The following is a 24,308-nucleotide window of genomic DNA, read 5'->3' as shown; positions in this document are numbered from 1 at the left end:
GGTGACGACTATCGACATCGACAGGGACGCTGCGCACGACGCTGCCCAGACCGAGCTGAACAAGCCGATCTATCCGAGGGCCTCGCTCACCGAACAGTTCATGGATTGGATCAACGAGCTGCTGTATCGGCTCGCTTTCGAGGGTTCGACGGTTCCCGGCGGCTGGTTCACCATCTCGGTCCTTGTCATCCTGGTGGTGATCGCGCTGGTGGTCGCGGTGCGGATCGCCCGACGCGCCATGCGTACCAATCGCGACGACAGGCATGCGCTGTTCGGCAACCGGGAGTTGAGCTCGGCCGAACACCGTGCGATCGCCGAACGGTTTGCGGCGGAAGGAAATTGGGCAGCTGCGATCCGGCATCGACTCCGGGCGGTGGCACGTCATCTTGAGGAGTCCGGCATACTCGACCCCGTTCCGGGACGGACAGCCACCGAACTCGCCCGCGACGCCGCTGCCGCACTACCGACATTATCCGGTGAATTGTCTTCGGCGGCAGTTATATTCAACGATGCCACCTATGGTGAGCAACCCGGCACCGAGTCCGGGTACCGGATGATCGCCGACCTCGACGCCAAGCTGCCCGACCACGGTCCGGTATTGGCCGGCGCCGCCGCCACGGCCGGCACCGCCGACGGCTGGGCGCACGTTCGATGAAGGAGACGGACTCGGTTCCTCGCGCAAGCGCTCGTCAGCCTCGCACGACGCGCTGGGTGATACTCGCGCTCGTAGTCATCGTCGCGGTGGCGATCGTGACGACGTATCTCACCGCGCCGCGGCCCGGCGGCCAGATGGATCCCGAATCCACCTCGCCCGGCGGCGCGCGCGCTCTGGTAACACTGCTGCGCGACAACGGCGTCGACGTCACCGTCGCCTCTACCGCCGAGGACGCCGAGCGCGCCGCCGAACCCGGCACCCTGCTGGTGGTGGCGCAGACGATGTTCCTGTCCGGCGAGGAGCAACTGGACCACCTGACGCAGGCCCGCGGCGACCTGTTGCTGGTCGAACCGGTGACCAAGACCAGGCAGGCGCTCGCCCCGCACCTGAAACTGGGCGAGCCGAGTGCGTTCGGTGGTGGCGAGCCCGATTGTGAACTCGCCGAAGCGAACCGGGCCGGCGAAGCCCAGTTCGGTCTGACCGACACGTTCGAGGCATCCGGCGACATCCCGGTGACGCGCTGCTACGGCGGCGCGGTGGCCCGCTACCACGACGATGACCGGACGGTGACCGCCGTCGGCACCGCCGAGTTCATGTCGAACTCCGGGCTACTCGAGCAGGGCAACGCAGCGCTTGCGATGAATTTGGCCGGCACTCAGTCAAGGGTGATCTGGTATGCGCCACAACGATTTACCGGCACCTCGTCGGGCGACGCCAAGCTGTCCGACCTCATGCCAGACGCGATCCGGTGGATGGTCCTGCAGCTGTGCCTGGTCGTGGCGCTGCTGGCGATATGGAAGGCCCGTCGTATCGGCCCACTCGTCGCCGAATCCTTGCCAGTGGTGGTTCGTGCCTCCGAAACGGTCGAGGGACGCGGCCGCCTGTACCGGTCCCGCCGGGCCCGTGACCGCGCCGCCGACGCCTTGCGCACCGCCACACTGCAACGGCTGCTCCCCCGTCTCGGACTGACGGCGGGCGCCGAACCGCCAGCGGTGGTGGCCGCTGTCGCAGCCCGCTGCGGCGGGGACACCGCGTCGACCGGCCACGTACTGTTCGGCCCGGCACCTGCCACCGATTCCGACCTCATCCATCTCGCCCACCAACTCGACGACATCGAAAGGCAGGTCGCCCAGTCGTGACTCAGCCAGCCCAGCCCAATGACTCCGATGCGGCACGAAATGCGTTGCTGGCCTTACGCAATGAGATCGCCAAAGTGGTGGTCGGCCAGGATGCGGTGGTCAGCGGCCTGGTGATCGCGCTGCTGTGCCGGGGACACGTTCTGCTCGAAGGCGTCCCCGGTGTGGCCAAGACGCTGTTGGTACGCACCCTTGCGGCAGCGCTGTCTTTGGAGTTCAAGCGCGTGCAGTTCACCCCAGACCTCATGCCCGGCGACGTGACGGGCTCACTGGTGTACGACGCGCGCACCGCCGAGTTCGAGTTCCGCTCCGGGCCGGTGTTCACCAACCTGATGTTGGCCGACGAGATCAACCGGACCCCTCCGAAAACCCAAGCGGCTCTGCTGGAGGCGATGGAGGAACGTCAGGTCAGCGTCGACGGCGTGCCAAGGCCACTGCCCGACCCGTTCATCGTCGCGGCCACCCAGAACCCGATCGAGTACGAAGGCACCTATCAGCTGCCCGAGGCCCAACTCGACCGCTTCCTGCTCAAGCTCAATGTTCCACTGCCACCGCGGGATCAGGAGATCGCGATCCTGAGCCGCCACGCGCACGGCTTCGATCCCCGCGACCTGTCCGCGGTGCAACCGGTGGCCGGGGCGGCAGAACTTGCCGCGGGACGCGCTGCCGTGCGGCAGGTCCTGGTCGCCGACGAGGTGCTCGGCTACATCGTCGACATCGTCGGGGCCACCCGTCATTCGCCTGCACTGCAACTCGGCGTGTCCACGCGTGGGGCGACAGCCCTGCTGGCGACCGCCCGGTCGTGGGCATGGCTGTCCGGCCGCAACTACGTCACCCCCGACGACGTCAAGGCGATGGCCCGGTCCACCCTGCGGCACCGGGTGGCGCTGCGGCCCGAGGCCGAGCTGGAAGGCGCCTCACCTGACGGCGTGCTCGACGGCATCCTGGCAGCCGTCCCGGTCCCGCGCTGATGGTTCTCACCGGCCGCGCCGGCCTGGCCGCGTTGATCGGCGTCCTGCCGATCGCGTTGGCGCCTTGGCCTGCAATGGCTTTCGCTGTGCTGCTGGGTCTGTTGGCGGTTGCGGTGGCGGTCGACGTGGCACTGGCCGGCAGCGCCGGCGACCTGCAGTTCCTGCGCAGCGGCGAGGGCACCGCACGCCTGGGGCAGCCGGTCGACGCGGTGCTCGCGGTGCACAACACCGGACAGCGCAGGCTGCGCGGCCGGATCCGGGATGCGTGGGCGCCGAGTGCTGCCGCAGAGCCGCGCACCCACCCGGTGAGTATCGCGGCCGGGCAACAGGTCCGGATCGTCACCCGGTTGCGGCCCGTGCGCCGCGGCGATCAGCGCTCCGAAGTGGTCACCGTCCGTTCGATCGGTCCGCTGGGATTGGCGGGGCGGCAACGGTCGCATCGGGTTTCGGGGCAGGTCCGCATCCTGCCGCCGTTCCTGTCCCGCAAGCATCTACCGTCCCGACTGGCCAGGTTGCGCGAACTGGACGGCGCGATACCGGTGCTGATCCGCGGCCAGGGCACTGAATTCGACTCGCTGCGTGAGTATGTCGTCGGCGACGACGTTCGGTCGATCGACTGGCGGGCGACCGCACGGCGCGCCGACGTCGTGGTGCGCACCTGGCGGCCGGAACGGGACCGGCGGGTGGTGATCGTGCTCGACACCGGCCGGACGTCGGCGGGCCGTGTCGGCGTGGACCCCACCGCAAGCGATCCGGGTGGTTGGCCGCGGCTGGACTGGTCGATGGACGCGGCGCTGCTGCTGGCCGCACTGGCCGCACGCGCGGGAGATCACGTCGACTTCCTGGCCATCGACCGGGTCACCCGTGCCGCGGTGTTCAACGCCTCGCGCACCGAGCTGCTGGCCCAGCTGGTGGGGGCGATGGCCCCACTGCAGCCGGCGCTGGTGGAATCCGATGCAACCGGGATGGTTTCGGCGGTGACCCGGCGCGTACGCGGCCGCTCACTTGTGGTCCTGCTGACCGACCTGAACGCTTCGGCCCTCGACGAAGGCTTGATGACGGTGCTGCCCCGGCTGTCCACGCGCCATCAACTGCTGATTGCCGCCGTCGCCGATCCGCGGGTGGACCATCTGGCCGCTGGCCGCTCCGATGCCGCCCAGGTGTACGACGCGGCAGCAGCCGAGCGGTCCCGCAATGATCGCCGCGCGATCGCATCACGGCTGCGGCGCCACGGCGTCGATGTGGTCGACGCCCCGCCCGAAGAGTTGGCGCCGGCCCTGGCCGACCACTACCTGGCGATGAAAGCCGCCGGCAAGCTCTAGCTCGTCGGGACCACGTCGGGCGCGTCTTCGACGTCCCCGGTCTCCCCCGCCCGAACAGCCTTGCGCCCGAAGTGGAAGACGTAGCCCAGGAACGCGATCTCGACGATGACCCCGATCGCGATCCGCGCGAACGTCGGCAACGGCGACGGCGTCACGAACGCCTCGACCAGACCGGAGATCAGCAGCACCACCACCAGTCCGATGGCGACGGAGACCACGGCCCTGCCCTGTTCGGCGAGTACCTGGCCGCGGGGCCGGTCGCCGGGTGAGATCACTGTCCAGCCCAGCCGCATTCCTACCGCCCCGGCCAGGAACACCGCCGTCAGCTCCAGCAGTCCGTGCGGGGTGATCAGCCCGAGGAACAGATCCCCTGCCCCGGCATGGAACATCAATCCGGCGATCACTCCTAGATTGGCAGCGTTCTGGAACAACACATACGGGATGGGCAGGCCCAGGAGGATCGCGAACATGATGCATTGGGCGGCGACCCAGGCGTTGTTCACCCACACCCGCAACGCGAACGATCCGGCCGGGTGCTCGCTGTAGTACGACGCGAAATCGTGGTTGACCAATTCCTCGATCTCACTTGGGGTTCCGAGCGCCGAGTGCACCTCTGGGTTGCCCGACACCCAGATCGCGAGCGCGGCGGTCACGACGAAGAAGCCCACCGCGGTACCGAGCCACCACCGCCACGACCGGTACGCCACGACGGGGAAGGACACCGTCCAGAACCGGACGAACTCCCGCCACAGCGGCGCATGCGCGCCCGTCACCGCCGCGCGCGCCCGGGCCACCAACCCGGAAAGCCGCCCGACGAGCACCGAATCCCCCGACGCCGACCGCACCATCGAAAGGTGCGTCGACACCCGCTGATAGAGATCCACCAGCTCGTCCACCTCGGCGCCGGTCAACCGTCGCCGCCGTTTCACCAGCTGATCCAACCGGTCCCAGGTGGCGCGATGGGCCATCACGAAAGCATCGACATCCACCCGGCAAATCGTAGTCGGTAGCGTATGACGTTATGGTTTCCCAGCCTGAGCCAGTGGTGACCGGGGATGCCGTGGTCCTCGATGTTTCGATCGCGCAGTTGCCGGTACGGACCTTGGCGGCGCTCATCGACATCCTGGTGGTCTTCATCGCCTACATCGCCGGGGTGATGCTGTGGGCGATCACACTCAGCCAACTCGACGAGGCACTGTCGGCGGCCATTCTGATCATCTTCACCGTGCTGGCCCTTGTGGGGTACCCGGTGATCATGGAGACCGCGACGCGTGGCCGCTCCCTGGGCAAGATGGCACTCGGATTGCGGGTGGTGTCCGAGGACGGCAGCCCCGAACGCTTTCGCCAGGCTCTGTTTCGCGCGTTGGCCGGCTTCATCGAGATCTGGATGTTCACCGGCGGCCCCGCGGTCATCTGCAGCCTGCTGTCGCCCAAAGGCAAGCGGATCGGCGACATCTTCGCCGGCACCGTGGTGATCAGCGAACGCGGACCGAAAATGACCCCGCCCCCGGTCATGCCGCCGGCGCTGGCGTGGTGGGCCTCGTCACTGCAACTGTCCGGGCTGGGGCCCGAGCAAGTCGAGCTGGCCCGGCAGTTTCTGTCCCGAGCCGCGCAACTCGATCCACCGGTGCGTGACGACATGGCCTACCGGATCCTCGGTGAGGTCGCCACGCGGATCTCACCGCCACCGCCGCCGGGCGCTCCTCCGCAATATGTTCTGGCAGCGGTCCTCGCTGAACGTCACCGCCGCGAACTCGCTCGGCTGATGCCGGCGGGGCCGATGCAGCCGATGGCTGTGCCACAGGCCGCCTACTACGCGCCTCACTCGCCGCCTCCGCCTCCGCCTGCTCCTCCCGCGCCGCCTCCGCCTCCTACCAGCGGATTCACCCCACCAAGCTGAGTTTTGGGACACTACTGTCTCATTTTGACCCAGATGTGTTATATTTTGATCCATGACCAGCCAGGTATCGCTGCACAGCGGGGTGCGTGAACGCACCAGCAAGGCGATCCTCGATGCCGCGATGACGGTGCTCGCCGATCAACCCGCGGCCGCGCTGGGCGACATCGCCGCGGCCGCCGGCGTCGGCCGTAGCACGGTGCACCGGTACTACCCGGAACGCACCGACCTGCTGCGCGCGCTGGCCCGCCACGTGCACGAGCTGAGCAACGCTGCGATCGAACGAGCCGATCCCGCCCATGGGCCTGCCGACGCGGCGCTGCGCCGGGTGGTGGAAAGCCAGCTCGATCTGGGGCCCATCTTCCTCTTCGTCTACAGCGAGCCGACGATTCTCGCCGACCCTGAGCTGGCGGCCTACCTGGATACCGGCGACGAGGCCATCGTCGAGGTGCTCAACCGGGCATCGACCGAGAGGCCCGAATATCCCCCAGGATGGGCCCGACGGGTGTTCTGGGCGTTGATACTGGCGGGCTACGAAGCCGCCAAGCAGGACGGCACCCCGCGCCACCAGATCGTCGACGCCATCATGACCAGCCTGACCACCGGCACCATCCACCTGCCGCGCGCCTGAATCTTCTCGCGCCGCAATCCAATTCTTCGCTTTTCTCAGGAGCTTCCCGAATGTCCACCTGTATCGACGGTGCGCCGTCGACAACCACCAAGACTCCAGCCCGGTCTTGGTTGGCACTGGCCATGCTCGCGCTGCCGGTGATGTTGATCGCGATCGACAACACCGTGCTGGCCTTCGCCCTGCCGTCGATCGCCGAGGATTTCCGGCCCGCGGCGTCCACTCAGCTGTGGATCGTCGACGTCTACTCCCTGGTGCTGGCCGCATTGCTGGTCACCATGGGCGGGCTCGGTGACCGATTCGGCCGGCGCCGGCTGCTGCTCATCGGCGCCACCGGCTTCGCCGTGGTTTCCGCACTGGCCGCGGTCGCACCCAGCGCCGAGTACCTGGTCGCAGCCCGTGCGTTGCTCGGAGTGTTCGGCGCGATGCTCATGCCATCGACACTGTCGCTGATCCGCAACATCTTCACCGACGCCTCGGCTCGCCGGCTCGCGATCGCCGTCTGGGCCTCGTGTTTCACCGCCGGGTCGACGCTCGGCCCCATCGTTGGCGGCGCGCTGCTGCAGCATTTCCATTGGGGTTCGGTGTTTCTGGTGGCGGTGCCGATCCTGCTGCCGCTGCTCGTCCTTGGCCCGAAGCTGATCCCGGAATCCCGCGACCCGAATCCGGGCCCGCTGGATCTGACCAGCGTGGTGCTGTCGTTCACGGCGATGCTGCCTTTCGTCTGGGCCATCAAGACCGCGGCCCACGACGGCCTGTCGCTCATTGTGGTCCTGGCATTCGCCGCAGGCATCGCGTCCGGCGCGTTGTTCGTGCGCCGGCAGAAGCGCAGTGCCACACCGATGCTCGATATCGGGCTGTTCTCCTACGGGCCGTTCAGCTCGTCGATCCTGGCGAACTTCCTGTCCATCGTCGGATTGATCGGGTTCATCTTCTTCATCTCCCAGCATCTGCAGCTGGTACTGGGCATGTCGCCGTTGGCTGCCGGTCTGGTCACGCTGCCGGGGGCGGTGGTGTCGATGATCGCCGGCCTCGCGGTGGTGAAGGCCGCCAAACGCTTTTCCCCGCAGTCCCTGATGATCTTCGGCCTGGTGTTCGTCGCCGCCGGGTTCCTCCTGATTCTGCTGTTCCGCCACGACCTCTCAGTGGCCGCGATCATCGTCTCGTTCGTGGTGCTCGAGCTCGGCGTGGGGGTGTCACAGACGGTGTCCAACGACACCATCGTCGCGTCCGTCCCGGCCGCCAAAGCCGGTGCGGCGTCGGCGGTTTCGGAGACGGCGTATGAGCTGGGCGCGGTGGTCGGCACAGCAACGCTCGGCACGATCTTCACCGCGTTCTACCGGACCAACATCGATGTTCCGGCCGGGCTCACGCCCACTCAGGCCGGTGACGCCGCCGAGAGCATCGGCGGCGCGGTGTCGGTAGCTGGCGAGTTGCCTGCCAAGACCGCTGCGGCCCTGGTGGATTCGGCACGTGTGGCGTTCGATTCCGGCATCGCGCCGACGGCCATTATCGCGGCGACCCTGGCGTTGGCCGCTGCGGCTGTGGTGGCGGTCTCGTTCGGTCGTCAGGCTCGGCGGTAGCCCAAAACATACCTGCACACCAACGGCATCCACGTGGATACGCCCAATCCGCGCCAGTAACGCTGTGGCGGAAAAACACGCTTCAGAGCTTCACGAAAGGCTGTCCAGTGCGCACAGCTAGCGCTCAGCGGTACGCCAATCCGGCCAACATCAACGCCGCACCGACGAAACCGGTCGCAGTGCGAACGTGGTTCCAGGCGGTCCAGGTGGTGAAGTAGGACTGCCACTCGGTGACCGCGTCGGCGATGTCGGCGCGCAGAAGGCGATTGTTGAGCGGCACGTTGAACACCATCGTGACGATGAATCCGAGCACGCCGAAGATTGCGCCGGCCAACAGCAGCCAGCTGCCCGGCTGGCCGATCCGGGTCAGCGCCACGACGCCGACCGCTGCCGCCAGCACCGTCGACGCGAGGAAGAACAACAGAAACGCCGGGTTGGCGTTGGCTTCGGCGTTCATGCCGCGCATCGCGGTGAAGGCCTCGACCGGTTCCGTGCGGTTCAGGCCGCGCATGACGAAGGTGGAGAACGCGTAGAAGATGCCACCCATGGCGGCGCTGGCAAGCGCGGCAACCGCGGTGAGAACGACGACTGGGCTCAGGTTCATACCTATAGTGAAGCGCCGCCCGGCCAGACGTTCCATCGCTGACAGTCCCATTTTCATACGTGGGAGTCTTGAGAGCGTGACGCGTGATTTCGACGAACTGGTGGCCGAGGCCGAGGCGGCACCCGTCGACGGGTGGGACTTCTCCTGGCTGGACGGCAGGGCCACCGAAGCGCGCCCCTCCTGGGGTTACCAGCGGTTGCTCGGTGAGCGGTTGGCTGCGGCCGGTTCTGCGCTGGATATCCAGACCGGTGGCGGTGAGGTGCTGGCCGGGGTGCCAAAGTTCCCGCAGACCATGGCGGCGACTGAGTCGTGGGCGCCCAATCTGGCCAGGGCCACCCAAGTGCTCCGCCCGCGTGGCGTCGTGGTCGTCGCAGCCCCCGACGAGCCACCGCTGCCGTTCGCCGACGCCGCTTTCGACCTGGTGACCAGCCGTCATCCCGCCACTGTGTCGTGGACCGAGATCGCGCGTGTGCTCACCCCGGGCGGCACCTATTTCGCCCAACATGTCGGACCCGCAACCTGTTTCGAGCTGGTGGAGTACTTTCTCGGCCCGCAGCAGCAGGCGCGTAGGAAACGCAGGCCCGAGGACGAGAGCGCGGCGGCGCGCGCGGCCGGCCTCGACGTCGTGGACCTGCGGTCCGAGCGGCTGCGGATGGAGTTCTTCGATATCGGCGCGGTCGTGTATTTCCTGCGCAAGGTGATCTGGACGGTGCCCGGGTTCACCGTCGACGGCTACCGCGACCGCCTCTATGCCCTGCACCGCCAGATCGAGGCGGACGGCCCGTTCGTCGCGCACTCATCCCGGCACCTGATCGAGGCACGAAAAGCGCACTGAGGGTTACGCTACCGACGTGGATGCCCTGGCCGGACTGCTGGACGGTGTGCGTGCGCGCGGCGCTTTCGTTCTCCGGATGCGGATGGACCCGCCGTGGTCGATGAGCATTCGGGATGATGCACCGCTGGCCCTGATCTGCCAGACCGCGGGTAGCGCCGTCATCGTCGGTGAATCCAGTGGAACCACCCGGTTGGAGCGCGGCGATGTGGCACTGACCCGGGGCACCGAACACTATGTCTTCGCCGACGATCCGGCCACGGTGCCGACGGTGGTGATCCTTCCCGGACAACGCTGCACGTCGCTTTCGGGTGCCGATCTGCATTTCGAGATGTCACTGGGCGTACGGACCTGGGGCAACTCGATATCGGGTGCCACGCAGGCGATCGTGTGCGCCTACGAGGGCCGCAGCGCGGTCAGCGCGCGGTTGCTCGACGCACTACCGCCGGTGACCGTGGTGCGTAGTGGTGAGTGGGATTCCCTGCTGGTGGATCTGCTCGCGACCGAGGCAGGGTGTGACGGGCCGGGACAGGAGGCCTATCTGGACCGGCTGATCGATCTGCTGCTGATCGCGGTGCTGCGCACCTGGTTCGACCGCGGCAGCAATGCACCGTCGTGGTGGCAGGCCGAACAGGATCCGATCGTCGGACCGGCGCTGCGGCTGATTCACCACAACCCCGCCCATCCCTGGACTGTCGCCAATCTTGCTGCCGCCGTGGGATGTTCGCGCGCGGTGTTCGCCCGGCGATTCACCGAGCACGTGGGTGAACCGCCGATCGCATTCCTGACCGGATGGCGCCTCGCCGTGGCCGCAGATCTGCTGCAGACGAGCCAGGCCACCATCGCCTCGGTGGCCCGCCAGGTGGGCTATTCCACGCCCTTCGCGTTGAGCAGCGCGTTCAAGCGCGCCTATGGTGTCAGCCCGAACGAGCACCGCGCCACCGGCTAGCCGCTGATCCAGTTACCGTGGAAGCCGTAGGGAACACGCTGCGGCAGTTTGATTCTCGCGACCGGCTTGCCTGCGAAGTCGGCGGCGTCCAGGATCACCAGGTCGCTGCCGTCGCGCTCCGGGTCATAGACATATCCCAGATACCAGCCGTTGCTCTCGTCGGCCGGCCCGGACCCGGGCACGAACACCGCCTCACCAGGCCCACCGGATCCCAACTCGTGGCGCACCGCGTCGCCGGTGGTCAGGTCGTAACGCATCCAGCTGTGGTCGCCCACCGCTACGGAGTAGCGCGCTTGTAGACCCGCGAGCCGATCGTCGATGCGGGGGAATTCCACGCCGAGGTCGTCGAGTTGACGTTCGGCGACGGTGCCGGATGCGAGGTCGATGCGCCATTCCCACAGCACACCCTCGACGTCGAAGCCGCCGTCCTTGCGCCACAGTTCCGGATACCGAACCGCCTGCAACACAACCCGGTTACCGTCGTCGTAGGCATTGGCGACGTGGAAGACGTAGCAGGGGTCGATGTCGAACCAGCGGATCTCGCCGAACGGGTCGTCTCGACGCAGTACGCCAAACCTCGCACCGTAGGTGTCGCTCCAGCGGTAGGGCATATCGCCTTCGTCTTTGATGGCGATATCGAGGTCGAACACCACCGGAAGGTCCATGAAGATCACGTGCCCGGCCGTCATCGCGAAGTCGTGCATCATGGTCTGCGCCTTGACATCCACCGGCCGGTTGATGGTGAGTTCGCCATTGGCGTCGGCGCGGTGATAGGTCACGTAGGGCTCGAAAATGCTGCCGTAGCCGAAGAAGTGCAGCTCCCCGGTGGTCGGGCAGATCTTGGGATGCGCGGTCATCGAGTCGACGAGCTTTCCGCCGAAGTCGTAGGCGCCAACGGTTTCCAGGTCGTTGGTGACCTCGTACGGCAGCGACGACTCCACCAGTGCCAGCGTCTTGCCCGCATGGTTGACCACGTGAGTGTTGGCGACGGCGGACCGCAGATTGCGGGTGCCGTCGGGGTTGTACAGCGGGAAGTCCTTGACGAAGCTGTCGGTGCGCACCCAGCGGTTGCGGTACCACTTGGCCGCGCCGTTCTCGATGCGAACCCCGTGGATCATCCCGTCGCCGGTGAACCAGTGCGCTCCTGCCTGTCGAGGGTTGGGCCCGTTGCGCAGGTACCAGCCGTCGAGTTCGGGTGGGATGGCGCCGTCGACGGTCAGGTCGTACTCGGTCAGTTCGTCGGCGACGGGCGCGTAGTTGCCACGCTGGAAGAACGTGCCTTCGCCGGGCAGTCCTGCAAGGTCGGTCTCGGTCATGGCACAACCCTGACATTCCACAACTGACATGTCAATAGTGGAAGCTAAGATGCTTCCATGAGCTTGCGGATGGCGGCGCTTGGCCTGCTCGCCCAACACCCGGGCAGTGGATATGACCTGCTCAAGCGCTTCGAGAAGTCCATGGCCAACGTCTGGCCCGCCACCCAGAGCCAGCTCTACGGCGAGCTCAACAAGCTCGCCAACGCCGGCCTGATCGAGGTCTCCGACATCGGGCCACGCGGCCGCAAGGAGTATCGCGTCACCGAGGCGGGCCGCGCCGAACTGCTGCGCTGGATCGCCAACCCGCAGGACGATCCGCCCGAACGCAGCGCCGAACTGCTGCGGGTTTTCCTGCTCACCGAACTTCCCCTCGATGAGGCGCGCGCGCACCTTCTCGCCCTGGCCGACTACTCGGACGCCGAGATCGAACGACTCACAAAACTCGAAGCGTCCATCACCTGGACCGACAGCCCCACGGACTTCTACGGCCACGCGGCGTTGGACTACGGCCTGCGCCTCAATGCCATGCAGGCCCAATGGGCCCGAGAGCTCGCCGAGGACATCGATCGGCAGAAATAGGCGTTGCATCGCGATAGCTTCCGATATATCGTTGACGTATCGGAAGCGCGCACGGTGCTTCCTGTCTAACGAAGGAATTGCCACATGAGCACCCCATTCACACCACAACCAGGCGGTTTCGGCTTCGGCCCGGGCGACCACACGCATCGCCGGGCCATGCATCACCAGCGCCGCGCCGCACGTCGCGAGTTCCGCGATCAGATCCGCGCCCAGATGCTCGAGAACAATGCCGACCCCACCTGCCAGGCCGGTCCCGGCTTCGGCCCAGGCCGCGGCTTCGAGTTCGGGTTCGATCCGCGCGGCGGTTTCGGCTTCGGATTCGGCGGCGGGCCCCGCGGTGGGCGTCGCGGCGGGCCGGGTCGCGGCCGCCGGGGCCGGCGCGGTGACGTCCGCGCCGCCATCCTCACGCTGCTGGCCGAACGGCCAATGCACGGCTACGAGATGATCCAGGAGATCGCCGAACGCAGCCAGAACCTCTGGCGCCCCAGCCCCGGCTCGGTCTACCCGACCCTGCAATTGCTGGTCGATGAGGGCCTGATCATCGGGACCGAATCCGAGGGCAGCAAGAAGCTTTTCGAGCTGACCTCCGAGGGACGCGACGTCGCGGCCAAAGTCGAGACCCCGCCGTGGGAGCAGTTCGCCGAAGATGTCGACCCGGCCGAGGTCAACCTTCGCGGCGCCGTCGGCCAGCTGATGGGTGCGGTCGCCCAATCGAGCTTCAATGCCAACGAGGACCAGCAGCAACGCATCCTCGACATCGTCAACAACGCCCGCCGCGAGATCTACCAGATCCTCGGCGAGGAGTGAGGTGCCCGTAGGCTGCCCACGTGGACAGCCTCCTCAACGTCGTCGTGCCGGCACTCGTTGCAGTACTGACCGCAGCCGGTGCCGTCATCGGCGTGCAGTTCCGCGAAGCCGACGCCTACGAGCGCCGCCGCGGTGTCTGGCAGTGGTTGCTGGTCCTGCTTGCAGCCGCCGCGACGATGGGGGCAACCGGCTCGGCGTCCGGCGTCGGGAGCCTGCTGGAGGCGGCCTTGCTGGCGCTGTTCGCAGGGGCAGCCGTGGTCTTCGCACACTTCATGTGGCGCAGGCTGGTTCCCGACGCCGAACCGCGCACCCAATGGCAGGCGACGGCGGCAGCAGCAGCGGCAGTGGTCGTCATCGCCGCCTCGGTCACGTTCGCCTACATATCAAGCCAAGGGTGTCGGCAGGCTGACCCATTGATCCAGTCCAGCCGTGCGAGCTCAGGTTTCATCCTGCCGGTCTTCGACGCCAACCAGGGCCCGACGGTCGGCGACTTCGACAACTGGACCAAACTGATCCGCGAACAGGCCGAGCAGGTAACCGAGGGCGATGTCGCCCAGCCCGCCAACCGGCTGGGCGAGTTGGCGGGGCAGATCAACGACGCCGTGCGGGCCAACGACAAGGCCGGCCACGCCCTGCTGGGCGCCCAGTACTACGACGAACTCAAGGTCTTGCTGACCAAGTGCCCCTCAACCCAGTGATTTTGGCGCAATCAGCGGCGGTCAGCGCCGGTGAATGCGCCGAAATCACTCGACGTCGACCCAATCCAGCGTGCGCCCAACAGCTTTCTGCCAGCCCGCGTAGCCGCTTGACCGCTGTTCTTCACTCCATTGCGGTGACCAGCGCTGGCCTTCCTGCCAGTTGGCCCGCAGATCGTCGGCGTTCTCCCAGAACCCGACCGCCAGCCCGGCCGCATAGGCTGCACCGAGCGCGGTGGTCTCGGCGACCACGGGTTTGACCACATCCACGCCCAGCACGTCGGCCTGGATCTGCATGCACAGGGAGTTGGCGGTGATTCCACCGTCCACCTTCAAAACCTCAAGGTGCACACCGGAATCGGCTTCCATCGCGTCGACCACATCGCGGCTCTGGTAGCAGATCGCCTCGAGCGTCGCGCGTGCCAAGTGTGCGTTGGTGTTGAACCGCGACAGCCCGACGATCGCGCCGCGGGCATCCGAACGCCAGTACGGGGCGAACAGGCCCGAGAACGCAGGCACGAAATAGACGCCGCCGTTGTCGGTGACCTGCCGGGCCAGCGCCTCGCTCTGCGCCGCCCCGCTGATGATGCCCAACTGGTCGCGCAACCACTGCACGGCCGACCCGGTCACCGCGATCGAACCCTCAAGAGCGTAAATGGGTTTCGCATCCCCGAACTGGTAGCACACCGTCGTGAGCAGGCCGTTGGACGAGCGCACGATCTTCTCGCCGGTGTTGAGCAGCAGGAAATTGCCGGTGCCGTAGGTGTTCTTCGCCTCCCCAGCCTCCAGGCACACCTGGCCGACCATCGCGGCCTGCTGATCGCCGAGAATCCCCGTCACCGGCACCTGCCCGGCCAGCGGCCCGTCATCGCGCGTGACCCCGAACGAGGTCGGGTATGACGACGGCTTGATCTCCGGCAGCATCTGGCGGGGAATCGAAAATAACGACAGGAGTTCGTCGTCCCAGTCGAGTGTCTCGAGGTCCATCAGCATGGTGCGGCTGGCGTTGGTGACGTCGGTGACGTGCACACCGCCACGCGAGCCCCCGGTCAGATTCCACGTCACCCAGCTGTCGGCGGTGCCGAAGATGGCGTCACCGTTCTCCGCGTCGCGTCGTACCCCATCAACGTTGTCCAAGATCCACTGGATCTTGCCGCCCGAGAAGTACGTCGCCGGCGGCAATCCGGCCTTGCGCCGGATCACGTCGCCGCGGCCGTCGCGGTCGAGCGCCGACGCGATGCGATCGGTGCGCGTGTCCTGCCAGACGATGGCGTTGTAATACGGTCTGCCGGTTCGCCTGTTCCAGACCAGTGCGGTCTCGCGCTGATTGGTGATGCCGAGCGCAGCCAGGTCCGTGGCACTGAGATTCGTCCTGTTCAGCGCGGTCATGATGACCGAGGCGGTGCGTTCCCAGATCTCCACCGGATTGTGCTCCACCCATCCCGCACTTGGCAGGATCTGCTCGTGTTCGAGCTGGTGGCGGCCCACCTCTGCCCCGTCGTGGTCGAAGATCATGCATCGGGTGCTGGTGGTGCCCTGGTCGATTGCGGCGACGAACTCGGCCACTGTGTTCCTTTCCCGGGTCGCTTCGCTCCTACCCTCCGAAACGTCCATGATGGACTACATGAGTATGGATCGGATGCCCCGCGGCGGACCTGACGCCTCGTGTCTCGATCGGCTGCTGGAAACCGACCGGCTGGAGTATCTGGACCGCGAGGACGTCGACGAAGGCGTGAAGCGCAGCGTCGTTCGCGCATTGGAGTGGACGGGCGAATTCTTCGGCAACCACAAGCACTTCGCCGCGACAGCACTGGACCTGGTGGCCGACGTGCCCGATCCCAGGATCCTCGAACTCGGCGCGGGCCACGGCAGCGTGTCGCGCAAACTGCTCGAGAACCACCCGACCGCGCAGGTCACCGTCACCGACGTCAACCCCGTCTCGGTGGCCAACATGGCCGCAAGCGATCTGGGCAGTCACCCACGCGCCGTGGTGCGCGAGATGGACGCCACCGCGATCGACGCCGCCGACGGCAGTTACGACTTGGCGATTTTCGCGTTGTCGTTTCACCACCTGGCCCCGGAACAGGGTGCGCAGGCGTTCGCCGAGGGCACTCGGGTGGCGAAGAAACTTCTGATCATCGACCTGCCGCGACCGCCTGCCCCAGTGCACTTGGTCCGGCTGGCCACGATGCTGCCGCTGGCCCTGGTCGTACCGTTCGTGCATGACGGCGTGATCAGCTCACTGCGCTGCTACAGCCCGTCTGCGCTGCGGGCGCTGGCCGCACACGCCGATCCGGCGATAGATGTGCAGCTGGACGGTGGCCTCATGAGCCCACAGATCGCGATCGCCAGTCGGGCGACGCCGTAGCGAAGGCATCCGCGACGGTGGAGGCCAGTTGCAGGAACGCCTGCCGAGCGGGCCGGCTGAGCAATCCGAGGTCGATCTCCGCGCCCTCGGCGAGATGATCGTCGAACGGGATCACGTGCAACGCACGTGCCCTTGGCAGAAAATGGTTGGCCAACTGCCCCATATCCAGCCCGAGCGCGCCCGGCCGCGATGCACTGACCACGACCACCGCCGACGGCACCAGTCGCGAATAGCCGTTGCGCTCAAGCCAATCGAGGGTGGCAAGCGCGCTACGGGCCGAGTCGATGGCCGGGGATGCGACGATCACGATCACATCCGCCTCATCCAACACCCCCGCCATCGCCGAGTGCACAAGCCCGGTGCCGCAGTCGGTGAGGATGATGTTGTAGAAGCGCTGCAGCACGCTCAGCACGCCGCGGTAGTCGGATTCAGAGAACGCCTCCGACGTCGCCGGGTCACGCTCAGATGCCAATATCTCCAGGCGGCTTGAACTTTGAGAGGTATGCCGACGCATATCGGAGTAGCGCGCGATGCTCTCGTCGAACAGCACGTCGCGCACCGTGGAGTGGCATTCGTTCGGTCCGCGTTGGGCGAGAGTGCCGAAGTCGGGATTGGCATCCACCGCGATGACGCGGTCACCTCGGGTCGCCGCCAGCGTGGCGCCCAAGCCCACGGTGGTGGTGGTCTTGCCGACCCCGCCCTTCTGCGACAGCAGGGCGATGTTGAAGGGACCGCCAAACACCGGCTGGTTGACCCGGTCGATGAGCGAGCGGTTGGCGGCCTCGTGAGTCGAGACTCCCGGATTCAGCCCGGTGGCCCGGTAGACGGCCTTGCGCCAACCCGACCGAGGCGTTGGCGCACCGCGAACCAGACCGAGGTCGCCGTTGGTCGGCACGACCGGCGGGCGTTGATGCGGCTCGGTCCTGGGGGTGGATGTGGTGAATGGGGTCGATCCCTGCGGCGTCGGAGGCAACCGTTCATCGTTGCTGAAGGTCATGGCTGTTCGTCACTCCTCGTCAGTTCGGAGCCAGCATGCCGAGTACCTGCTTGAGGGCCGCCTGCATGTCCGGGAGTTCGATGCGCATCAACTCCGCTTCGTCGAGTTCCGACAGGTTCGCACCATGGTTTTCGCTGAGCCGGTATTCACGCTCCTCCTCGGCCGCCTCGATCACGTTGCGTACGAACCGGCCGTTGCCGGCCAGGTCGATGCCGTGGCGCACTTGTCCCGACGAGTCGATCGCCTCGCCCTGGCACAGGGTCACGCATGCTGTCACCAGTTCGTCGTAGGCGGCCTCCGACAATTCGGAATCCCGGTTACGTGCGATGAGCCGGCCGATATCTCCGAGCTCGTGCGGGCCGTACGAGCCGAACCGGACCCGTTTGGTGAAGCGGGACGCCAGACCTTCGTTGGAGGCCAGGAACCGGTCGATCTCGGCGTCGTATCCGGCAATGATCACCACCAGGCGGTCCCGGTCGTTCTCCATCCGGGCCAGCAGGGTGTCGACGGCTTCCCGACCGAACGCATCGCCGCCGGACAGTCCGGTCTGGATCAACGTGTAAGCCTCGTCGATGAAGAGCACCCCATCCATCGCCGAGTCGATCAGAGCGGTGGTCTTGATCGCGGTACTGCCGAGGTGCTGCCCGACGAAGTCGTGGCGCTTGGCTTCGACGATGTTGGGCGTCCGCAGCAACCCCAACCCGCAATAGGTCTGCGCCACCACCCGGGCGATCGTGGTTTTACCCGTGCCGGGCGGGCCGGTGAACGCCAGATGAAGACTGCGAGCCGACGCGCTGAGCCCCTTGTCCCCGCGCACCTTCGCCAACATCGCCGCCGACTTCAGTTTGGCCACTTGGAGTTTGACGTCCGCCAAACCGATCTGACGGTCCAATTCCTGTTGGGCGGCACGCAGGTACTCGTTGCCCCGCTCGGTCAGATCGTCGACGAGAAGTTCCTCGCCGGTGGGCGCGCTGGCCGGGTCCCACCGATTGGTGCGCGAGTCGATGATCTCCTTGGAGGTGACGACCAGCCGGTACTTCGGATCGGCCAGCGCGGCGGCGTTCGCCTCGAACCCGGGATCCTCGCTGTAGATCCGCTCGAAGATCACCCGCGCGTCGCGCTCTTCGCCCATCTCCCGCAAGGTCAGTCCCTTGCAGAACTCGGCGGCCCGACGCGCCCCCGGCACGGGTCCTTCGATCGCTTGATCGAGGCGGCGGATGCCCTCCCCGAACAGTCCAAGCTGCGCGCACGCCGATCCGACCATCAAATCGGCTCCGGCGGCGATGTAGTTGTCGGTGAATGATCCCGATCTGCTCAGCGCGGTCAGCACGTCCGGCCAGCGCTGGGTGGTGAAGTGCAGCACCCCGCGGATGTAGGCGCAGATTTCGGCCGACCCGGCATCGCCGTCGGGCAGTGCGGCGCGGGAACTGTCCAGCTCGTCGAGAACCTGCTGCGCCTCGTCGAAATCTTTGGCGTGGATCATGCTGGCGGCATATGCGAGCCACATCTCGGCCTTGGTACTCAGCGGATAGTCGAGATAGAGCCCGGTTTGGAAACGCCCGCTCAACGCACGCTGCGGGAGCCCGAGCCGACGCTGCTCACGGAACAACGAGATGGTGCTGGTCCGGTACAGGTGGTAGATCACCTCCGGGCTGGTGTCACCCGTGGCCGCGCGACCCAACCACGCATCGCACATGTCCGGGTCGTACTCGGTGGCCCGCCGGAATGCCAGCGCCGCGTACTGCAGGTCACGCTCGGTCTCCAGACCATCGATCGGAATGCCGAGCGATAGCACTCCGGCGTCGAAAACCCGCTGCGCTTCGGTGGATCCACTCATCGGAGGTGACACGTCTCCTCACTGCGCGGTGATCCGGCAGAGACTCGCACATTATTGCGTCTCGGAGAGCACCGAACGGACGACCGCGAGTGTACTAAGTTCGGGGATCGGAATACACGCTCCGCTGCGAGGGAGATCTGGATGCCACAGCAGCCCGTGCAGTCACCGGGTGGGACGATTTCTGTACTGACCACCGAACGCGGCCTTCCTGTCGCACTACGCCTCGACGCCGTCGAGTTGAAGAAGCCGCCTGCACAGCTGGCCGACGACATCATGGCATTGTGCCGGTTGTCGGCGGCACGCGCACAGGTTGAGCGCAGGCGGGACCTGACCGAAAAAGGTTTCAGCACATCGGTTATCCGGCCATTGCAGCTGGCCACGGAGGAAGAACTGGCCAGAGCCGAAGAAGCGGCCATGGGCGAGGACGACGACCTGCCGCCAACCTGGCGGAGGTCGGTATGACCGGCCTGGCCGACTCCTTGATCGCCCGCATCCGTAAGCAGCGTGACCTGGTGGCTGCGATGGATGAGCATTGCCAATCCATTTCGGCGCGGGTCACGAGCCGCGACGAGAACGTCAGCGTCGAAGTCGACGGCTTGGGTGCGATGACCGGGCTGTGGCTGGGTCCCGCCGCGCACAAGCTGGGCGCTGATGCGCTGGCCAAACTCATCGTCGAGACCGCCGGCGCAGCCGCACAGGTGGCGGCAGGCCGGCAGCGCTATCTCTCCCAGGAGTTCGCAACGCGACTGCATGAGCTCCAGCAGGCGCCGCTGACCCGTTGGGACGGGGGCACTTTCGAACCTGAGCACTAACAGCTTCGCCGGACCATCCTGAGAAAGTTCGCCCAGTCGGGCGGTGATTGGACTTCGTGCAGGTAATAGGCATCTCGGATATTTGCCATTCGTCGAGGCTGGCGTTAGCTAAAACTTGGCCGGATCGGTTGCAGCCCATCGAGTTATCGCGACCTCACCACGCACGGTCTCGGATCCGGCCTCGCACACCATCTTTCACTTGAGCCCCACGGTGGCCAGGTCGGCAAACCAAGCGCCTCCCGATCAACTCGACCAACCGGTTGGCCCTGAACTGCGACGCAGTCACCATCGCACGCCCGCAGTGCCCGCGAAATTCGGTTAACCAGCAATCTTACGGTTGAGCTATTTACCACAACGAACGATCTACACGCACTATTTGCACAAAATTCAGTTAGCTGCGGACCGCTCCCGCGGCTATAGTTTATTGGTCTTGTGCCCACACAGCGCCACACTCAGCTGGAAAGGTATTAGCACGATGAGCGAAAATTTCGCTGCCCAGCCCACCGGGATGGCTACCTTTTCCGCCGCAAACGAGGCTGCCGCATCGGCCATAACCGCAGCAGGATCCGCCGACTCGGCAGCGATGCTGACGGCCGCCGCGGCCGCGCTCGGTCCGATCGGGGCGGTCTATCTCATGGCGTTCGGCCAAGCGCAGGCAAGCAATTTGGCGGGCACACTGCTGGTCGGCGGGGTACACGCCGCAACCGGCGCCGCCACCGGGTTGTCCCGGTCCGCGATCCTTTCCAACGAAGACGCCTAGGCCTAATTCGACATGCCTTCGATTTTGCCCCCCGGACCGGTCACCCCGGTAGGTCAGCTAGCTCAGCAGATGCCCGGCTACGACGCCACCCCGGTTATCGCAGCTCAAGAACAAAGTCTGCAAGACTTTCTGAATTTGCCAGTCCGACAAATTCTTGACCGCCTTGGTTTGCCGCCAATTGCAGATACCAAGCCTGGACAAGAACCTCCGCCCGAGCCTCAGCCCGAAGATCAACCACCTGCGAATCCCATGGATCCGAGCGCGTTGATCAGCCCGGTCACCGACGCGCTCAGCACATTGGGCAGCGGCCTGTTCGAGGGCGTTGATCCGACGGCGATGTTGCAGGCCATCACCAGCACATTCCAGTCCACCGGCGGCCCACTTTCGCAGTCGGTCAACTCGGCGGGCGATGCCTGGCAGGGCGCCTCCGGCACGGCCGCGACCACCAAGACCACCAGCGCGATTTCCGATGGAGCCGAGGTCGGCGCCCAATCCGATGCGCTGCGAAGCAGTTTGGAGACGGCTGCGGTCAACGTAGGGCAGGCGCGGGTACGCCTCATCGCGATCGTCGCCGAATTCGCTGCGACGATCGCGGCCATCGGGCCCATGATCATCTTTCCGTGGGGCTGGGCAGCGGCGATCGCGGCTGCCAACAAGGCGATTGCCACCACCGCCGAGGTGATGACGGAACTGCAGAGTTCACTGGCCACCCAGGCCGCGCAGGTCACCGCTGCCGGCGCGCCGGTCAGCGTCACCTCCGCTCCCGAGGCCTCGTCGCTGGCCGCCCTCGCGTCCCCGCTGATGTCGATGGCGACCAAGGGTGCCGAAGCCGGAGTGCAAGCCGGCACCGGGGCAGCGTCGGCGGCAAGTCAGGCCGCCGCGAAGCCTGCCATCGATCCTGCCGTCGATCCCCTCGCATCAGACCCGGCCGCGCTCGGTGGTGGCGCTGCCCTGGCGGGAGCGGGCGGCGCAGGCGGCGGGGGAATCGGGGCCGGGGGACTCGCGCCCCGGTCACTACCGATGTCGGCGATGATTCAGGCCGAAAGTGCAAGCGCTCCAGCGCAATCAGGCGCACCGCGGGTTGGCGGTGTCGGCGCACCGGGCATGATGGGTGGCGCACCTATGGGGGCAATGGGCGCCGGACAGGGCGCGAACGCCTCGTCGAACAACAACCACACTGCCGCATCGTTTCTGCACACCACCGACCAGGGCGGCGAGATCGTCGGCGATCTCGGCACCGCGGCACCCCCGGTACTCGGGGAGGCCGACCCGTATCAGACCCCGGACGTAGAACTCCGGATCTAGTCATTCCCACTTAAGGAGAACTGTTATGGCCGACAGCGCCGGCATGTCCATCCAGCCTGCAGAGGTCCAGGAGATCAGCCGTCAACTCGACGAACTTGCCAACCGTGTGCAGCGGGTCATGACCGACGAGGCGCCCAACCTCGCGGTTACCCCATCGGCGCGCGACGAGGTGTCGCAGCGAGTTGCGCAGACTCTCAACGAGGTTCACACCTCGTTCGGCACCGCCACCGATCACGGGTCGACCGAGATTCACGAAGTGGCAGCGACCCTGCGCGGCCACTCGGCCAACATCGCCGCGTCCGAAGACTTCGCCGGCTGACCAACGCACTTAAATCCGGTTCTGTCGGCGAGGGGAGGGATCTGGGCGTGGGGTTCACCAATGTTGCGTGGGAGTCGCGCAGCACCGAGCAGCTGGCACGCGACCTCACCGACGGGCCCGGCCCAGCGTCGGTCGGTGGCGCCGGCGCTGCCTGGATCCGCGTTGCCAACGAATTGGCCAATGTCTCCACCGATTTCGACAAGCTCGTGGCACGGCTGCGGACCGCCTGGGACAGCCAGGCCTCGAGTGCCGCGGCCCAGCGCCTGGAAGAGTTCGGCAAGTGGCTGCAGGCGGTCAGCCTGAGCGCGGCCGGAAATGGTCAACGCGCTGAAGAAGCCGCGGTGGCCAACACAGTGGCGGTGCTCGCCATGCCCAGCGTGTCAGAGGCGATCGAGGCCAAGACCGCCCAGGACATGATGGCCTCATTGGCCGCCTACAACGGGGCGGTGCTCACCGGTAGCTTCGCAGAGTTCGACGCGGCCGCGACCGCCGACCAGGCCAATGCCGCGGCCGTCATGCATCAGTATGAGGAGGCGGTGGCCCCGCTGGCCCAACCGTGGGAGCAGCCGGTGCCGCCACAAGTGTCGAAGGGCAACGCGCTCAAGGCCGAGCACGGCAGTTCCGGGGAACCTGGCGGCAGCGGCGCTTCCGGTGGCAGCGCCGCGGTGCCACCACCGCCACTGGCACCGATGTTCGCTCCTGGCATCAACTCGAGCGCCGATCCGAAGGCCTTGCAGAAGACCGGTTTCGCCGGCACCGGTGGCTCATCGGGTGCCGGGATGGGTGGGGCGCCTTACGCACCGATGGCCGCCATGGGTCGCAATGACCAGGGCCGCGACTACGAATCAGTTCAACCCGCATCAGCGCTGGACGGGGCCGGGGAACCAGGTGCTGGGCTGTCGGACGCAGGACAATCGTGGCTGCCCGCCGCAGAGCAGAACGAGTTCACGGTGTCCAATGTCAGTTGGGGCCCTGACACCGCGATATTCGACGAACTCGCCACGCCCGAAGCGCCCGCGGGTGAGGGCTTCGCCGATGAACCGGAACGCACACTGGAGCAGGTGGACAACCGCTGGGTGTCCCCCCCGGTGATCGGTGTCGATCGGGGGCTCAACCTATGACTGCCGCGCTGGCATCGCATTTCGTGGTGACCGATGACGAAATGCTGGCTCTGACAGAACGACTCGGAGTCCAGGCTCTGCCGCTGGTATTGGACGTGCGGACACGGCATGCCACCGAGACGGCCCGGGCCGACGCTGTAATGCACGCCAGCCGGAGCCTTACCGAGCGCGGCATGATCGTGGCCGGGGAGGTCAGCGCAGAACTCGCAGCGTTGGTGCATTCCCTGCAGCGGCCCGAGCGTGAGCTGGCCATGCGGTTGGTGACCCCTGACGGCCTGGCGCGAGTCACCGTTGTACGGTCTGGCGCACAATGCATCTCGGCATGCCGGGTCGGTCAGGAGATCACGTTGCACATGGACTCCGACGACGCCGGCATGGCAACCGCCGCAGCGGCCGTGCTGCGTCACCTGCCGGCCGCCGCCCCCGCCGAGATCAATCCGGTGGGCGGGCCGCTCGCCGAGGTCAGCCAGGCATTGTCGGGCACGCACGACGCGACGGTGTTGTCCGACCGCATCCGGGCACTGGGCGCCGAATCCCGGCCCGCGATGATGCTCGGATCGGCGTTGGCTGCCCGGCTGGCGTTCGCCGAGATCGTCTACTACGCGCTAGATGACGACACGGACCGGATCTCGCGCTCTGCCGGGGCGGTCGGCGTCTTCTACACCAAACGTGGACGGGTCGTCGGCGCCCCCAGCGCCTCACCCAGCGGCCAGTTGTGGACCACCCTCAAGCCGGGGTCGGACCACACAATCAAGCAGGCCATCGGCCAGCTTGTCGAGCTGTCCGGCTACAGATGGGGGGACTGCTAGATCCGC

General features: G+C 66.5%; 25 protein-coding genes and 1 pseudogene. 20 read left to right on the top strand and 6 right to left on the bottom strand.

The features are described from left to right. The first annotated feature begins 1 nt into the window (after position 1). The 4 genes from ABQF30_RS17425 to ABQF30_RS17410 are packed head-to-tail and all read left to right on the top strand — an operon-like array spanning position 2 to position 4,084. Entirely contained in the window at positions 2-655 is a 654-nt protein-coding gene (locus ABQF30_RS17425; RefSeq protein ID WP_448465986.1) for a DUF4129 domain-containing protein, read from the top strand. Continuing rightward, positions 652-1,794 (top strand): DUF4350 domain-containing protein, encoded by a 1,143-nt coding sequence (locus ABQF30_RS17420; RefSeq protein WP_448465984.1) that lies wholly within the window; start codon positions 652-654, stop codon positions 1,792-1,794. The genes ABQF30_RS17425 and ABQF30_RS17420 overlap by 4 nt, the downstream gene beginning before the upstream one ends. Then, a complete protein-coding gene (locus ABQF30_RS17415; RefSeq protein ID WP_448465982.1) occupies positions 1,791-2,762 on the top strand; it encodes an AAA family ATPase in 972 nt (323 codons plus the stop codon). The genes ABQF30_RS17420 and ABQF30_RS17415 overlap by 4 nt, the downstream gene beginning before the upstream one ends. Continuing rightward, positions 2,762-4,084, top strand: a complete 1,323-nt coding sequence (locus ABQF30_RS17410; protein ID WP_448465980.1) for a DUF58 domain-containing protein — start codon at positions 2,762-2,764, stop codon at positions 4,082-4,084. The genes ABQF30_RS17415 and ABQF30_RS17410 overlap by 1 nt, the downstream gene beginning before the upstream one ends. Here ABQF30_RS17410 and ABQF30_RS17405 read toward each other — a convergent pair. Beyond that, positions 4,081-5,073 (bottom strand): stage II sporulation protein M, encoded by a 993-nt coding sequence (locus tag ABQF30_RS17405; protein WP_448465978.1) that lies wholly within the window; start codon positions 5,071-5,073, stop codon positions 4,081-4,083. The two genes, ABQF30_RS17410 and ABQF30_RS17405, sit on opposite strands and share 4 nt — an antisense overlap. A gap of 32 nt (positions 5,074-5,105) precedes the next feature. Between ABQF30_RS17405 and ABQF30_RS17400 the strand changes: the two genes are divergently transcribed. Genes ABQF30_RS17400 through lfrA form a run of 3 tightly spaced genes read left to right on the top strand, consistent with a single transcriptional unit; the run spans position 5,106 to position 8,192 of the window. Then, the gene (locus tag ABQF30_RS17400; RefSeq protein WP_448465976.1) at positions 5,106-5,984 is read left to right on the top strand and encodes an RDD family protein; all 879 of its coding nucleotides are present in this window, start codon (positions 5,106-5,108) and stop codon (positions 5,982-5,984) included. Between the two features lie 52 nt (positions 5,985-6,036). Next, entirely contained in the window at positions 6,037-6,612 is a 576-nt protein-coding gene (locus tag ABQF30_RS17395) for a TetR/AcrR family transcriptional regulator (protein ID WP_448465974.1), read from the top strand. Between the two features lie 50 nt (positions 6,613-6,662). Further along, complete coding sequence (gene lfrA / locus ABQF30_RS17390; RefSeq protein WP_448465972.1) at positions 6,663-8,192, top strand: efflux MFS transporter LfrA; 1,530 nt, start codon at positions 6,663-6,665, stop codon at positions 8,190-8,192. Positions 8,193-8,316: 124 nt separating this feature from the next. On the opposite strand, the gene ABQF30_RS17385 is transcribed toward lfrA, so the two are convergent. Further along, on the bottom strand, positions 8,317-8,796 hold the full coding sequence (locus tag ABQF30_RS17385) for an anthrone oxygenase family protein (RefSeq protein ID WP_448465970.1): 480 nt from the start codon (positions 8,794-8,796) through the stop codon (positions 8,317-8,319). 76 nt (positions 8,797-8,872) lie between these two features. Between ABQF30_RS17385 and ABQF30_RS17380 the strand changes: the two genes are divergently transcribed. Together ABQF30_RS17380 and ABQF30_RS17375 are read left to right on the top strand one after the other, a co-directional pair. After that, positions 8,873-9,631 (top strand): methyltransferase domain-containing protein, encoded by a 759-nt coding sequence (locus ABQF30_RS17380; RefSeq protein WP_448465968.1) that lies wholly within the window; start codon positions 8,873-8,875, stop codon positions 9,629-9,631. Between the two features lie 16 nt (positions 9,632-9,647). After that, positions 9,648-10,577 carry an AraC family transcriptional regulator gene (locus ABQF30_RS17375; protein ID WP_448465966.1) on the top strand — a complete coding sequence of 310 codons (930 nt, stop codon included), beginning with the start codon at positions 9,648-9,650 and terminating at the stop codon, positions 10,575-10,577. On the opposite strand, the gene ABQF30_RS17370 is transcribed toward ABQF30_RS17375, so the two are convergent. Continuing rightward, entirely contained in the window at positions 10,574-11,893 is a 1,320-nt protein-coding gene (locus ABQF30_RS17370; RefSeq protein ID WP_448465964.1) for a carotenoid oxygenase family protein, read from the bottom strand. The two genes, ABQF30_RS17375 and ABQF30_RS17370, sit on opposite strands and share 4 nt — an antisense overlap. Positions 11,894-11,950: 57 nt before the next feature. Here ABQF30_RS17370 and ABQF30_RS17365 point away from each other — a divergent pair, with 57 nt between their 5' ends. The 3 genes from ABQF30_RS17365 to ABQF30_RS17355 all read left to right on the top strand — a co-directional run bounded on the left by ABQF30_RS17365 (position 11,951) and on the right by ABQF30_RS17355 (position 13,977). Next, positions 11,951-12,472, top strand: coding sequence for a PadR family transcriptional regulator (locus ABQF30_RS17365; RefSeq protein WP_448465962.1), 522 nt, complete (start codon positions 11,951-11,953; stop codon positions 12,470-12,472). A gap of 84 nt (positions 12,473-12,556) precedes the next feature. Next, positions 12,557-13,279, top strand: a complete 723-nt coding sequence (locus ABQF30_RS17360) for a PadR family transcriptional regulator (RefSeq protein WP_448465960.1) — start codon at positions 12,557-12,559, stop codon at positions 13,277-13,279. A 20-nt stretch (positions 13,280-13,299) separates the two neighbouring features. Beyond that, positions 13,300-13,977: a hypothetical protein gene (locus ABQF30_RS17355; RefSeq protein ID WP_448465958.1), complete on the top strand. Its 678-nt coding sequence runs from the start codon at positions 13,300-13,302 to the stop codon at positions 13,975-13,977. A gap of 45 nt (positions 13,978-14,022) precedes the next feature. Here ABQF30_RS17355 and glpK read toward each other — a convergent pair whose 3' ends face one another. Continuing rightward, positions 14,023-15,540, bottom strand: a complete 1,518-nt coding sequence (gene glpK, locus ABQF30_RS17350; protein ID WP_448465956.1) for a glycerol kinase GlpK — start codon at positions 15,538-15,540, stop codon at positions 14,023-14,025. Between the two features lie 58 nt (positions 15,541-15,598). Between glpK and ABQF30_RS17345 the strand changes: the two genes are divergently transcribed. Further along, positions 15,599-16,342, top strand: a complete 744-nt coding sequence (locus ABQF30_RS17345) for a class I SAM-dependent methyltransferase (RefSeq protein WP_448465954.1) — start codon at positions 15,599-15,601, stop codon at positions 16,340-16,342. Here ABQF30_RS17345 and ABQF30_RS17340 read toward each other — a convergent pair. Then, positions 16,299-17,318, bottom strand: a pseudogene (locus ABQF30_RS17340) (MinD/ParA family ATP-binding protein); the annotation flags it as partial. The gene ABQF30_RS17345 and the pseudogene ABQF30_RS17340 sit on opposite strands and share 44 nt — an antisense overlap. Before the next feature lie 40 nt (positions 17,319-17,358). Beyond that, positions 17,359-19,176 carry a type VII secretion AAA-ATPase EccA gene (eccA, locus tag ABQF30_RS17335; protein ID WP_448465952.1) on the bottom strand — a complete coding sequence of 606 codons (1,818 nt, stop codon included), beginning with the start codon at positions 19,174-19,176 and terminating at the stop codon, positions 17,359-17,361. 141 nt (positions 19,177-19,317) lie between these two features. Between eccA and ABQF30_RS17330 the strand changes: the two genes are divergently transcribed. The 7 genes from ABQF30_RS17330 (at position 19,318) to ABQF30_RS17300 (ending at position 24,302) form a co-directional block, all read left to right on the top strand. Further along, on the top strand, positions 19,318-19,638 hold the full coding sequence (locus ABQF30_RS17330; protein ID WP_448465950.1) for a hypothetical protein: 321 nt from the start codon (positions 19,318-19,320) through the stop codon (positions 19,636-19,638). Continuing rightward, positions 19,635-19,988: a YbaB/EbfC family nucleoid-associated protein gene (locus ABQF30_RS17325; protein WP_448465948.1), complete on the top strand. Its 354-nt coding sequence runs from the start codon at positions 19,635-19,637 to the stop codon at positions 19,986-19,988. Before ABQF30_RS17330 ends, ABQF30_RS17325 begins: the two co-directional genes overlap by 4 nt. 475 nt (positions 19,989-20,463) lie before the next feature. Further along, positions 20,464-20,748 (top strand): hypothetical protein, encoded by a 285-nt coding sequence (locus tag ABQF30_RS17320; RefSeq protein WP_448465946.1) that lies wholly within the window; start codon positions 20,464-20,466, stop codon positions 20,746-20,748. Positions 20,749-20,997: 249 nt separating this feature from the next. After that, on the top strand, positions 20,998-22,053 hold the full coding sequence (locus ABQF30_RS17315; protein ID WP_448465944.1) for a hypothetical protein: 1,056 nt from the start codon (positions 20,998-21,000) through the stop codon (positions 22,051-22,053). Between the two features lie 25 nt (positions 22,054-22,078). Next, on the top strand, positions 22,079-22,372 hold the full coding sequence (locus tag ABQF30_RS17310; RefSeq protein ID WP_448465942.1) for a PE domain-containing protein: 294 nt from the start codon (positions 22,079-22,081) through the stop codon (positions 22,370-22,372). A gap of 47 nt (positions 22,373-22,419) precedes the next feature. Beyond that, positions 22,420-23,493, top strand: coding sequence for a PPE domain-containing protein (locus ABQF30_RS17305; RefSeq protein WP_448465940.1), 1,074 nt, complete (start codon positions 22,420-22,422; stop codon positions 23,491-23,493). Further along, entirely contained in the window at positions 23,490-24,302 is an 813-nt protein-coding gene (locus ABQF30_RS17300) for an ESX secretion-associated protein EspG (RefSeq protein ID WP_448465938.1), read from the top strand. Before ABQF30_RS17305 ends, ABQF30_RS17300 begins: the two co-directional genes overlap by 4 nt. Positions 24,303-24,308 lie beyond the last annotated feature (6 nt).

The organism is Mycolicibacterium sp. XJ870, assembly GCF_053483975.1.
Note: the sequence above shows the minus strand (reverse complement) of the source record. Positions and strands in the feature narration are given on the sequence as shown.